Origin of the sequence: Leptospira weilii serovar Ranarum str. ICFT (genome assembly GCF_000332415.1) — a bacterium.
GTDB classification, from domain to species: Bacteria; Spirochaetota; Leptospiria; order Leptospirales; family Leptospiraceae; genus Leptospira; species Leptospira weilii_A.
In genome coordinates this window covers 128,401-140,552 of the sequence record NZ_AOHC02000041.1, presented here as the reverse complement: position 1 = coordinate 140,552, position 12,152 = coordinate 128,401, and the positions used below count along the sequence as shown (strand labels likewise).

The window sequence follows — 12,152 nt, the reverse complement described above, 5'->3', positions numbered from 1 at the left end:
GATCTGGCGCTTTTGAGTACAAGTTTTTTACTCTTTTTTCTCCAACCGTCGAACTCACGTTAGTTATGTTATTTTATAAAGATCGCAAATAGAGATAGATAGTATGATGTCTTGCTGAGAGAGAGGCTTGAAAGATTTCGGAAAGAGAAAACTCTCGGAGAAACCGGAACCGAGAGGCTGGCAGCATACAGATAAACCCTTTGGAGCTTTGACTCCGTTGTGTTAGATTGGCCTAAGTCGGCTGCTGAAAACCCTTGTGCGGCTCTTTAGGGAGATGAATGCGGATAGGAAGACTAGGCATATCTCACCCCGGGCTTTCTAAGTCCTCTCGGCTACTTAAAGGAGGGTTTAGGGGCGAGGGATTTACAGAGCGACAATAAAGCGATAGTTATTTGTCCATTTTGTGCCTATGACGGATCGGGTCTTTTGTGCGAATCTTGTATTGAAAATCATAAGTGTGTAGAAGAGGAAGGAGAGGATGTACTTTTACCTGTTGTAAATTCTCCAAGAGTGGGAGAATGTGCATACGCCGGTCACGAGGATAAGTACGTAAAAAAGTTTTTTCCGAAAGAAATATTTGAGGATGTAGAGAATCGATATGCAACATCACCTAACCTACACAGACGAAAAGTCGGACAAATTCTGGAAAATTGAAGTTAGTGGAAATTCCTTTACCGTGACCTACGGTAAAGCAGGTACGACAGGACAAACCCGGACGAAGAAGTTCGAGGATGAAAAAACAAGCCTGATAGAAGCGCAGAAACTCTTAAACGAGAAGTTCAAGAAAGGCTATGTGGAAAAACAAGGCGCCAAAACCGATCCCGGCAAGTCGTCTCAGAAAGGTGGAGCGGAAACGGATTACCTGCTCGAATGGAAAAAAATTGCGAATCACAAAAATCCCGATGACTTACCCAAATTACTTACCGAACATTTTTCTTATTTGGCGGATATGCCCGGTTTTGACGCTGTCCTTTGGTCGTTGCTACAAAATGTGAAGCATATCGAAATCCGCGGCGAAGAAGAAAAGAATAAGGAGATGGTGATTCGATTTCGCAATGATGACGATGAACTGATCGCATCATCTCCCGCTTTGGGCTCCGAGTATAAAACATATCCTCATAGTTTTCAGAATTTAATGAAAAAGCATGAAAGACTTTATCTGAATAGATCATCCTTGCTCTTGGGCAATGACGGCGGATTTGAGGTCGAAGGACTCGAGGACGCGGGTTCCGAATGGTTGAGTCTTGTAAAAAAACCGTCACAGATCCAAGTCGCATTATCGGATGGCCCCGATTGGTGGCTTTATCATCCGAAGAAGAAAAATAGTTTCGGAGAGCCCTCCTTACATTTTTGTTCACACGGAGATATGAAGATAGAAGAAGACGGCGAGTCTTATAATGCCGGTGCGTTTTTTCTAAAAAGACTAGTCGAGCGCTTGCAATTCGATATTCCCGTACCTCGTGTTTCGATAGAAGCAAAAACACCGGACAAAAAAAAGAACGAATGGTGGAAATATCTAGTCTGGATTTTGAACGAAAAGCCTTCACCGAATCAATCGAGGAATTTGTATTATCGTCCGAAAGACGGGCTTCTTACAAGCCCGCCTTCGGACGACAAACTGAGCCAAGGTACGGAAGTGCGGTTCGACGGATTGACTTCGTTAGACCAGGTTCCGTTAGGCAAAATGTCGGCTCTCGATAAATTGGTATTACTTCCAGGACAGGAAAAGAAAGCTCCCAAACTCCTATCGCTGGAAGGAGTCGAGCGAGCTCCCTGGTTAGTCAGATTGAATGTGAGTAATCAGGAAGTTTCGGACATCGGTCCTTTGTCGAAACTTCCCAATCTCGAAGTTTTTGACGGATCGTATAACTCGATCAAAGAACTATCTCCGCTCTCTAAGTGCCGAAACTTAAAAATACTTTATCTCAACAAAAATAAAATTTCCGATATCTCTCCGCTTTTCGCACTTTTAGAAATAGAGACGCTTTGGATATCGGACAATCCAGTCAAAGATATACTTCCTTTGGCCGAATTGAAAAAGTTGAAAGAATTGAAAATACCGTTGAAGGTTCCGAAAGAGAATTTAGCGAAGTTCGAAAAATTACGTTCCGATGTGAAAATTTCTTATTGAATGCTTATCCCCAGCGGAAGGATCTTTTCAGTGTCGAAACTCATACCCTGATATCTTGGAACCAACTCCGAATCGTTACGGGCAATCGAGAGGTGTATTCATTTTATCGCAATTTCGACGAAGTAACGATGAAATTACATATTCGATTTTTATTAATTAACGTGAGTTCGGCCGAAGGAGCGAGTAAGAACCGGCAATTGTCTTTAGATTTCAAAGTCAGAGACGATTTTTTTGGAAAGAATGAATATGCAACTAAACCGCTTAAAAGATTAACAGCCCCATTGAAAAGCTTCGATGTCTGGTATGTTGAATCTGGCATATATTTTTAAGCTCATCATGAACCGATTCAATGATAGCTCTTTTTCTTAAAAGCCTGTCCCAAAACTCAAAACAATCGCAGAGATTTGCGGCCATTCCGATAAAATCGGACGGTTTTGGGACAAACTCTAAAAGAATTTTGTCGACTAAGGGCCCGTCTCAAAACTGGTTGTACTCAGAAAGGGTAATAATATAAAAGTGAAATGGACAAATATTATTCAGAGATACCGAACGAGCTTTGGGAAAAAATTGTCCCATTGATCCCGAAAGAAGATCCAAAGCCAAGGAGGCCGCAATCGGGTTCCTGCAAGAGTAGTAATGGCAGGTATCATCTATCGAATGAAAACAGGCTGTCAGTGGTGTGCAATTCCGAAAGAGTTTGGATCCGGTCAAACTTGTCATAGGAGATTTCAAGAATGGGAGCGTGCAGGAGTATTCAAAAAGATATATAAACGCATTTTAAAATATTATGATGTAAAGAATAAGATAGCTTGGGACTGGGCTTCGATGGATAACGTAATGGTTAAGGCTCCAAAAGGGGAGCTTAACCGTGAAAACCCTACGGACCGCGCCAAATTGGGGGTTAAACGGCATATTCTTACAGATGGAAATGGAATTCCATTGGCTATAACATTGAGTGAAGCCGATGTTCATGACAAGCACGGTGTAAAAGATACGTTGAATTCAATCCTAATATTTTCCGAAAAAAAAAGAAAAAAACCAAAACACCTTTGCTTAGATAAAGGTTATGAATTTAAAGATATAGAAGTATTAATTAAAAGAAGAAACATTCGATCTCATATTCGTAAAAAAGGTGAGAAGCCTCTCATCGGTAAATACAAAGGAAAGCCTCGAAGATGGGTCGTTGAAAGAACAACAGTTGGCACAATCGATTCAGGGCCATTCTCATCCGTTGGGAGAGAAAATCGGAAAATTATATGGCTTCTCTTTACCTCGCGAGCACTATTATTGTTTTCAATTTCTTTAATAGATAGTTTTGGGACGGGCTCTAAGTTTTTCGCAGCTACTCTAAAAATAACTTTAATATATTTCAATATTCAATAAAACGAATACCAAAGAAGAGTCAAATCCGGGATGGACTTGGCGATTCACACGTTAGGGAAAGGAACCGAATTGATCACGAAAGAATTTTCTACAAAAGAATTAATCGCCGAAAAAGGAAAATTCGATCTCAAAATAGAAAACAACCGGATGAAGCAATCAAATCATCGGACGATGACAATACATAGGCTTAAAAAACGAGCCTATGTATATCAACCTTCTCTTCATCAAGTCCTTTGGATTCTTTTCAAAAATTCCTAGGAATTTTCAGACTCAGTCGTTTTTACGTTCTTCCCTTTCCGAATTCCGATCAAAAGATTCAGATAATAAAGTCCGGTCAAAACAAGCATCAACCAAGGAATCAGATTTCCGTACTGGGTATAAAAAGTAGGCGGAGAATCGATTACGTCGATCGTCTCGGAAAGCGCTTCCGTAGTCATAAGACCGGTTTTTTTTCCGCCCACAAACCTGCCCAAATGATCGATATTCGCGGAAATACCCGAATTCGTCGAACGCACCATCCATCTGCGTAGTTCGATCGAACGCAATCTTCCGAGTTCCATGTGCTGATCGCTTTCCGTTGTCGTTCCGTACCATTTATCGTTCGTAAGATTTACGATAAATTCGGGATTGCCGGCGGTTCTAAATTCTCTGACAAACTCGGGAAGAATCACCTCGTAACAAATCAAAGGAAGAAATTTACCCGCTTCTTGCACTTCGGTTTTTGCGGATTCGTAGTAAACGCGAACGGCCTCGTGACCTAAGTTTTCCGTATCAACCCAACCCAAATGTCGTCCCTGGGGCGACTTTTCCTTATCGGCCGGAGTGTAATATCGAATGAGGTTATGAGTCAGACCGGGTTCGAACCTTCCGGTTTGTTGACTGAGTTCGTAGAGAAAATCGAAGGGCATGTATTCGCCGAACATCAAAAGAAATTTCTTTTGATAGGAGTCCCTACGATCTCCGTTCGGATCGTACAATACGTTATTATTATAATATCTTAAATTACGATTACTCGGTTCGCCCTTGTATCCGGCGTCTATCTCGTTGAAAAATACGTTCGCTTTGTATCGATTGGCTAGAAGAAACATCAAAGAATCGAAACGATGCCAATAAAGTCTACGGGCCACGGTAGTCACCGGCGTATTGTGCGCGGAAAAAAACGGCACACCGGCCTCGGGCAACACGATGAGGTCCGGTTTTTTTCCCATTTTTGCGACGCCTTCATCGGTCAGTTTCTCGATTCGAGACATCAGGGCCTCGATCGATTCCTTAACCTCTCGTCCGTCTCTAAAACTCAACGGAGCGTCCGGTTGAACGATCAATACGTTTAAAGATTTAACGGGTTTTATATTCTCCCATTTTTTATAAAGAACAAACCCTGAAACGATAAAAGTTAAAAGTAAAAGAGCGGGTAACGTAACAAAACGAAGATACTGTTTTGTTTTTTCTTGAGAATGAAAAATTTCCTTCCAATGCCACGGATTGGATTGAAAGAGCGTATAAGAAACCACAAAGACCAAAAAACTGATTCCGTAAACCCCGGTGATCTCCACGTTCTGCGCGAGAATGATGTTTCCCGCCGCAAGGTTTCCCCAATACCAAGGAAACAACTGAGGTCCGATCAATTCGGATACAAGCCCGCAAAAACCGGCGACCCATACGGAATGACGGCCGATCTTTCCCGAAAGAAATGAAAGGCTCATCATAAAAATCGGAAACTTTAAACTGAATAAAAGTCCGGCAAATAGAAGAATCAGGATCGCAACGATGTACGGAAAATTTCCGAACGTGATCGCCATATGAACGATCCAATGAAAAGAGATCGCATAAAAAACGACTCCGATGATAAGCCCTTGGTAAAATAATTTTTTATACTTCCCATGATATTTCAAACTCAGCCAAAAAAGACCGAAAGGTGCGATCCATACGAAGTGACTTAAAGAAACGGGAGCAAAGGCTAAAAAGGAAAAAAAGCCGGTCCAAAAATAACAGAATAGATTGAACCAGATTGTTTTCTGGAACGTTTGAAAATGATGGTGTAAGTTGTCCATGGATAAAACGTTTATCTCCACTTTGGAATCGGAAGTCAACAGAATTCATTGAGAAGGGCCGTTTCCGATTCAGTCGAACGTAAGCATTTCCAAAAAGCGAAATAAAAAATTCGAGAATTCAGAACCGGTAAATCAAAAGCCGCCTTTGGCTAAAATTCAAACGATTCAAAAGTAACATTGAGTCACAATTCGATTTGCCAGAAAGACCGGATCCTACAGCTTATCACTATGAGTTCTTCGTATTTCAAGATCATTGGAAAGACCCCGCTTCATGGAACCGTGGTTCCGCAGGGAAATAAAAATGAAGCCCTACCTTTACTCGGCGCCGTTTGTATGGTTCCCGGAACCGTTCGTATCGGCAACATCCCGGTTATCTCGGACGTACTCATGCTCATGGAAGTTCTCCGTCACTTAGGTATGGAAATCACCGAAGAAGAATCCGGAACTTATACTTTTAAACACGACGGTAATCTTAAAAATCAACTCCCCGAAGAACTCTGTTCTCACATTCGAGGCGCCGTCACTTTAGCGGGTCCGATCCTTGCCGTAACAGGAAGGGTTTTCTTACCTAAACCGGGCGGGGACAAAATCGGAAGAAGAAGATTGGACACACATCTTCTCGCATTACAAGCATTAGGCGCAAGTATCGAAGTTTTTCCGGACGGTTATGAAATCAAAGCAGATCGTCTCAGAGGAACCGATATTCTGATGGACGAGGCTTCCGTAACCGGAACCGAAAACGCGGTGATGGCGGCGGTTTTTGCGGAAGGAACCACGACCCTTCGTCACGCGGCGAGCGAACCGCACGTTCAAAGACTTTGTCATTTTTTAAATTCTGCGGGAGCAAAAATTTCCGGAATCGGTTCCAACATTCTTACGATCGAAGGGGTTACTTCTTTAAAACCTCCCGAAAAAGAACACAGGATCGGATCGGATTATTTGGAAGTCGGTTCGTTTATCAGTTTGGCCGCGGTCACCGGAGGAGAGCTGATGATTCGAGACGTGGAACTCGAAGACATTCGTATGATTCGAATGGTATATTCAAAACTTGGAATTGAAGTGCGTCCGCACGAAAACGGAATTTTGGTTCCTTCCGATCAAAAGATGGAAATCATTCCGGATTATCACGGAGCCACTCCGAAAATAGACGATTCTCCTTGGCCCGGTTTTCCAGCGGATATGACTTCGGTAGCGCTCGTAACCGCGACTCAGTGTAAAGGAACCGTTTTGATTCATGAGAAAATGTTTGAGTCGAGACTCTTCTTCGTGGATAATATCATCGCGATGGGAGCGCAGATCATTCTTTGCGATCCGCATCGAGCGATCGTCATCGGACATTCCAGATTGTACGGACAAAAAGTGGCAAGCCCGGATATCCGCGCCGGTATGGCGATGATCATCGCGGCGCTTTGTGCGGAAGGAACGAGTACCATTCATAACATCGGACAAATCGATCGGGGTTTTGAAAACATAGATACCCGCTTGCGAGCCTTAGGCGCCAGAATCGAAAGAGTTAAACAAGATTGAACCGGAAGGATTTTTTTAAAAAAGGTCTCGCGAGAATGTTGGACTTTGCGGAAGAAAGCGCAATCGACATCGCTTCCGGTTTTAAAGAAATCGTTTCCGAAGAATCCCCTTCTCGCCAACCTACGCCTAAAAAAACCAAAACGAAAAAATCAAAAAAAGAAACCGAGTTTTTCCTTCCACAACCAATCCAACCGAATCGAAAAAGAAAAATCGCCAACGTTCAACTTCCTCCGGGCGCGTTAGCCGAAACCGAATTCCTTCGAAAATGTACCGGCTGCGGAGACTGCATCTACGCTTGTCCTTACAGCGTTTTGTTTCCGGTTTTCGACGAAACCGCGGAAAAACACATTCCAAGAATGGACGTCAATCTCAACGCTTGTATGCTTTGTAAGGATTGGCCCTGTATCAACGCCTGCAAAGACGAGGCGCTCCTTCCTTTGAATGACGATTCTCCGAAGTTCGGCCAAGCAAAAGGGATTTTCGAATTTTGTCTGAATCATAAAACGGGAGAATCCTCTTGTTCGAATTGTAAGGATAGTTGTCCCGTAGAAGGGGTCGTCGACTTTAAAGGAAATAAACCTTCTTTCTCAAAAAACTGTACCGGTTGCGGTCAGTGTGTTAGCGCTTGTCCTACGTTTCCGAAAGCGATTCGAGTTCAGTGATATTCAAAGAACGTAAACAAAGGGATCGGGAAAAATTATCGCAGATGCGGTGATTGATGGAAAACGAAACTTTCCAATTCCTATAAAAATAGAGTTCGAAAACATTTGCCTTAAGTTTTTACTACTGATTTCTATAAAATCGAGTACCGTTCATTTTTAACACAAAATACCGTTTCAACGCAAAATATTAGGTACTTTATTATATAGTTATGAGCAAAGGATCAATACCGCATAACGCGTTAATGGTTTTATCCGAAATTCGTATTCCTTAGTAACCTAAATTTTTCCGGATCTTTTCGGGAATGTCTTCGAAATGTTTATATTTATGTTTTTTACCGTCCGGAAAAATCACATAATAAATTCCGTTTAAAATTTCCATATAATACTTGCCGGCTTTTTTTTCGCCGGTAGCGCGATGATCCATTTCTTTCACCATTCTTTGATAACGGGAAGGAAGAGTTTGCCAAGAACCGTAGACTTCGATCTCGCCGCCGGTGTTTACGGTATAAATTCCGTTCTCGTGCATAATCTTGATTCCGTTATAATCGAACACTTCCAAAATATTTGTTTTAGAATTTTTATTTTCTGCGGGATCAGAAATTCGATTGATCGAGGAATTCAGATCCTCTTTCTCTTTAGGCAGCGAATATTTTACGATGGAGTTATGAGCGGTTTTCTCCTTCCTTCTTACCAGAAGAAGGAACAAATAAATCAAACCCGCAAGTAAAAGACTGATCCCGAAAAACCATTCCGCAGGTTTCATCCGTTTCCTCAGTATCGAAACTCAATCGACTTACAAGTTGAAGGTGTGGAGTCGACGGAAGTGGAAGCCCAAGATTGACAACTCACGGCAAGTACCGCGGTCACACAAAGATCAATGTTTTTTTTCCGAGCGCGACCCGGAACAAAGGCAGTGATTCTTCGACTCGTGTTACACGTCACGTTTTTGGATTCGTACGCGCTGATCAGTTTCAAATTTGCGTCTTCAAACGTATAAAAATCCGCGTCCGTATTTTTCTGATAACATCCCGTTACGCTCAAGAATAACGCCGAAAGAAAAGTCACAAACTGCGTTCTTCCGTTTGTACGGAATTTTGAGCTTGTCCCAAAACTTGAAAATGTGGGAACTACTACGTTTCTAAACGATGGGAAAATATTACAAAAGCCTAATAATCGCCCAGGAGACAAAATCTGTGGGAACTCCTGCAAATTTCCTTCGAGGTTTTGGGACAGGCCCTTTATTTTCTTAAAAAGGAATTTCATACTGATTTTACAAATTTCGGAATCCATATTTCTCTATGGCTCGAAATAGAACGCCGCAATCGCTTTCGCATTTTTTATACCGAGTTCACTAGCATTTTTATCAAAGATCAAACCGCAAAAAAATTCAAATTCCGAGACCGTTCTTCTTTCCCGCTTTCAAAAAAGTTTTTTCGTTCACCGGAATTTGAACGGAACCGAAAATCGTTTCGTATTCGAAACTTCCTCGGATCGAAAAATTGAGCTCTTTGCCCGCCATCCTTGCATGCAAAATTCCTAATGCGATCTGAAGAAGATTCCGATCCATCCTTTTCTCAAAGAGAGTTTCCACTTGAAACTCGACTCGTTTTTTTTGGAGAGCGGGAACGACAATTTTTTCGTTCGAGAGAACGCGGGCCAGTTCCGATTCTTTTTCGGAGTTGTCGGGTACGTAAAAAGAGAGATCGAACTTATGAAGCGTCACGTCCGTTTCGTTGGGATTTTCGATTTCAACGTTCGCTAAAAAAATGATTTTGGGAACCGGCGGAAAGGAAATCAATTCCGCCTTTTGGGTCTCCAAAGACAAAACCTGAAATTTGCATTTCTGAAGGGCTTTGTAGTTTTCCTTCAGAGCCGAACAGGAATACAAAGAAAAAATCGAAACTCCGCACAAAAGAATCCATTCGATTCGAAATTTAGAATATACGTTCCTCAATCTCTTACTTACCTTCCGCAAATGAAGTCTGAATCAAAACCTTTCCCTTTGTCATGTTAGCCGCGTAATTATCGATCGCTTCCGACGCTTTTTCCAAAGGAAATCTTGCGGCGATGTCGGTCTTCAATTCTTTTTTAGCCAAGGATCTGAGTTCCTTTGAAATCTTCCAGATTTTATACGGAGTTTGTTGCGGAACCCAAGTGGACAACCAAAATCCTTCCAACTTTTTATCTTGAAATATCATCATTCCTGCATGTAACGGAATCTCTTTTTCCGAAAGCGCCCCGTAGACGATCACACGACTTCCATAAGGCATCGCTAATAAAACCTTGGAGGTCAGTTCTCCCGCAACCGCATCCAAACAAACGGTGGCCTTGAGTTCGTTGGAAAGAACTCGGAGTTGTCTTTCGAAGTTGGAAGTTTCCGAATTTAGAATATACTCCGCCCCGATCGCTTTTAAAGCGGCCTCTTGTTCGGGTTTACGAACGATATTGATCACCTTCATTCCTTTGCGAGTCGCAATTCCGACGACCATTTTTCCTAACGCGCTCGCCGCCGCCGTCTGAACCAAAGCCTTGGCTCCGGCCCTTTGTGCTTGTTCAACCATCGCGATCGCGGTAATCGGATTCACAAATAGACAGGCTCCTTGTTCCAAGGAAAGATTTTTCCCGATCGGAAAACAACTAAAGGCATCGGTGATCATATATTCCGCGTAAACCCCGTCCCCTTTACCGGATGCGGTACACGCGACATTTTTTCCTTTTAAATAGGAACCGTACAAACCGCCGCCGGAAGCGACGACGTTTCCGCTTCCTTCAAAACCCGGAACCACCGGAAGTTTCTTTTTGATTCCGTAAAGACCTCTCATAAACATCAAGTCGGAAGGGTTGATCGAAGCGGAGTGCATTCGAATCAGTACTTCCCCTTTTTTTAACGGGCGAATCGTTTTTTCAACGATGACCGCTCTGTTCTTATTTTCGCTGTACTCTCTGAGTTCTAAAGCTTTGTATGTGTTTGGGAGATTCATTAGTTTTCCTTTATGATTAAATGTTCGATTTTTTCAATTTGTTCGGATTGTATATAATATTTTAAGAATATATCTACGTCTTCTTCCGTTTTCAAAGAGAACCACCTTCCTTCCGGATAACTCACTTGGACGGGACCGAGTTCGCATCGATCCAGACAACCGGCTCTCTGAATTCTCACTTTCCCTTCCATCGAAAGATCCTTCATTTTTTTCTTGAGGGACGCCAGTAACTGAATCGAACCGGATCGACCGCAAGAGACTCTTTCCCCTTCGGCTCTCACGTTCTCGCATACGAAAACGTGTTTGGTATAAAAGTTCGACATGAAGTAAGAACCTCGCGATTTCTATTTTCAATACAATCCGACGCCTGCTCGGTTCTGCAATCCGTTTCCGTAGTAAGAATCATTAGAGTTGTTGAAAAATTAATTCTCCATTTGTTTCTGTTTCATTGAAATGGACAATTGAAGCAGTTTTGTGAATCGCGACTATTGAATTTTTCAACAACTCTATTCAAAAAACATCATAAAAAACGAAATATCTTTCCGACAAATATCCTTAACCAAAAAGGATTATGATAGTAACTTGTCATCCTGAATAATTTCGATACGATTTGCTTCTTTTGAAAGCTCTAAGAAGTAAGAATCCGTCGTCGTTCGTAATCCTGAATCAGCGAATATTGTATTTGAATATCATCTTGACGTTTTTGATAAGAACCTGTCCCAAAAGAAACCAATAACACTAAGACGCACGCTGTAAGTAAACGAAACTCAACTTCTCACTTTACGGACCGCTAAACAAGTTTCGGCATACTTATCAACGTTAGATTTGCATTTTTTAGATTTTAGACGATTCCGTATTTACACCGAGGTTTTTTCAGGAATTATAGACTTAGGTTGATACGCTTTTTATCGGAGATTTGTAGAATGCAAAAAATTTTAATCTTATCCATTGGTATTCTTATCTTTTTATCGTCCTGTAAAAAAACTCCGCCGGTTGTGACGGAACCGGAAAAGGACATCTTACAACAAATTCTCGTGGAAAACGAATCCATTCACGGTTTTTTAATGAAAGAAGAAGGTAAAATTCCCGACACGAGCCGGTTAGTCGCTCGTGTAAGGGAACTCGTTTCTTTAAACGGAGGGCTTAAGAGTTCAGCCGAAAAGATGCAAAATTCTTTGAAAAACCAAGACGTCAAAGACGTCGAAAAATTCTTCCAGGCTTATTCTTTTTTTTCCGAAAACCTTGCGGAGAGCCTAAAACTTGCAGGTGGAACCGGTGTGTTTAATCGCTTCTATTGTCCCATGGTAAATAAAACTTGGGTGAGCCAAGGAACTAAAATTCAAAATCCTTACGCTCCCGAAATGAGAGATTGTGGGGATTTAGTCCGATAAAAGTGGGTTTGCCTGGATAAAGAAAT

The 12,152-nt window shown here is 42.0% G+C and carries 11 protein-coding genes and 4 pseudogenes; 7 read left to right on the top strand and 8 right to left on the bottom strand.

Translation table 11 applies throughout. The features are described 5' to 3' along the window. Positions 1–372: 372 nt before the first annotated feature. Positions 373–579, top strand: a pseudogene (locus LEP1GSC060_RS19585) (hypothetical protein); the annotation flags it as partial. 19 nt (positions 580–598) lie between these two features. Then, a complete protein-coding gene (locus LEP1GSC060_RS13885) occupies positions 599–2,131 on the top strand; it encodes a WGR domain-containing protein (RefSeq protein ID WP_080634579.1) in 1,533 nt (510 codons plus the stop codon). A gap of 175 nt (positions 2,132–2,306) precedes the next feature. On the opposite strand, the pseudogene LEP1GSC060_RS19580 reads toward LEP1GSC060_RS13885, so the two are convergent. Then, positions 2,307–2,503: pseudogene (locus LEP1GSC060_RS19580) on the bottom strand (transposase); the annotation flags it as partial. Between the two features lie 264 nt (positions 2,504–2,767). On the opposite strand from LEP1GSC060_RS19580, the pseudogene LEP1GSC060_RS20620 reads away from it, so the two are divergent. Continuing rightward, positions 2,768–3,265, top strand: a pseudogene (locus tag LEP1GSC060_RS20620) (IS5 family transposase); the annotation flags it as partial. Here LEP1GSC060_RS20620 and LEP1GSC060_RS20615 read toward each other — a convergent pair. Beyond that, a pseudogene (locus tag LEP1GSC060_RS20615) lies at positions 3,221–3,486 on the bottom strand (AAA family ATPase). The pseudogenes LEP1GSC060_RS20620 and LEP1GSC060_RS20615 sit on opposite strands and share 45 nt — an antisense overlap. A 58-nt stretch (positions 3,487–3,544) precedes the next feature. On the opposite strand from LEP1GSC060_RS20615, the gene LEP1GSC060_RS13870 reads away from it, so the two are divergent. After that, positions 3,545–3,772: a hypothetical protein gene (locus tag LEP1GSC060_RS13870; RefSeq protein WP_003005773.1), complete on the top strand. Its 228-nt coding sequence runs from the start codon at positions 3,545–3,547 to the stop codon at positions 3,770–3,772. On the opposite strand, the gene lnt is transcribed toward LEP1GSC060_RS13870, so the two are convergent. Continuing rightward, the gene (gene lnt / locus LEP1GSC060_RS13865) at positions 3,769–5,565 is read right to left on the bottom strand and encodes an apolipoprotein N-acyltransferase (RefSeq protein ID WP_036096608.1); all 1,797 of its coding nucleotides are present in this window, start codon (positions 5,563–5,565) and stop codon (positions 3,769–3,771) included. The genes LEP1GSC060_RS13870 and lnt overlap by 4 nt on opposite strands. Before the next feature lie 228 nt (positions 5,566–5,793). On the opposite strand from lnt, the gene murA reads away from it, so the two are divergent. Next, positions 5,794–7,092: a UDP-N-acetylglucosamine 1-carboxyvinyltransferase gene (gene murA / locus LEP1GSC060_RS13860; protein WP_003006027.1), complete on the top strand. Its 1,299-nt coding sequence runs from the start codon at positions 5,794–5,796 to the stop codon at positions 7,090–7,092. Beyond that, positions 7,089–7,754: a 4Fe-4S dicluster domain-containing protein gene (locus LEP1GSC060_RS13855; protein ID WP_003006720.1), complete on the top strand. Its 666-nt coding sequence runs from the start codon at positions 7,089–7,091 to the stop codon at positions 7,752–7,754. The genes murA and LEP1GSC060_RS13855 overlap by 4 nt, the downstream gene beginning before the upstream one ends. Positions 7,755–8,022: 268 nt before the next feature. On the opposite strand, the gene LEP1GSC060_RS13850 is transcribed toward LEP1GSC060_RS13855, so the two are convergent. From LEP1GSC060_RS13850 to LEP1GSC060_RS13830, 5 genes are all read right to left on the bottom strand, one after another. Continuing rightward, entirely contained in the window at positions 8,023–8,517 is a 495-nt protein-coding gene (locus LEP1GSC060_RS13850) for a hypothetical protein (RefSeq protein WP_003005771.1), read from the bottom strand. 8 nt (positions 8,518–8,525) lie between these two features. Beyond that, complete coding sequence (locus LEP1GSC060_RS13845) at positions 8,526–8,819, bottom strand: LIC13255 family lipoprotein (RefSeq protein WP_036096501.1); 294 nt, start codon at positions 8,817–8,819, stop codon at positions 8,526–8,528. Between the two features lie 322 nt (positions 8,820–9,141). After that, positions 9,142–9,729, bottom strand: coding sequence for an LEA/WHy family protein (locus tag LEP1GSC060_RS13840; protein ID WP_196221652.1), 588 nt, complete (start codon positions 9,727–9,729; stop codon positions 9,142–9,144). Next, complete coding sequence (locus LEP1GSC060_RS13835) at positions 9,713–10,735, bottom strand: zinc-binding dehydrogenase (protein WP_003006755.1); 1,023 nt, start codon at positions 10,733–10,735, stop codon at positions 9,713–9,715. The genes LEP1GSC060_RS13840 and LEP1GSC060_RS13835 overlap by 17 nt, the downstream gene beginning before the upstream one ends. Continuing rightward, positions 10,735–11,058 carry a (2Fe-2S) ferredoxin domain-containing protein gene (locus LEP1GSC060_RS13830; RefSeq protein ID WP_003006767.1) on the bottom strand — a complete coding sequence of 108 codons (324 nt, stop codon included), beginning with the start codon at positions 11,056–11,058 and terminating at the stop codon, positions 10,735–10,737. The genes LEP1GSC060_RS13835 and LEP1GSC060_RS13830 overlap by 1 nt, the downstream gene beginning before the upstream one ends. 600 nt (positions 11,059–11,658) lie before the next feature. On the opposite strand from LEP1GSC060_RS13830, the gene LEP1GSC060_RS13825 reads away from it, so the two are divergent. Continuing rightward, complete coding sequence (locus LEP1GSC060_RS13825; protein WP_003006618.1) at positions 11,659–12,126, top strand: LIC13259/LIC11441 family protein; 468 nt, start codon at positions 11,659–11,661, stop codon at positions 12,124–12,126. Positions 12,127–12,152 lie beyond the last annotated feature (26 nt).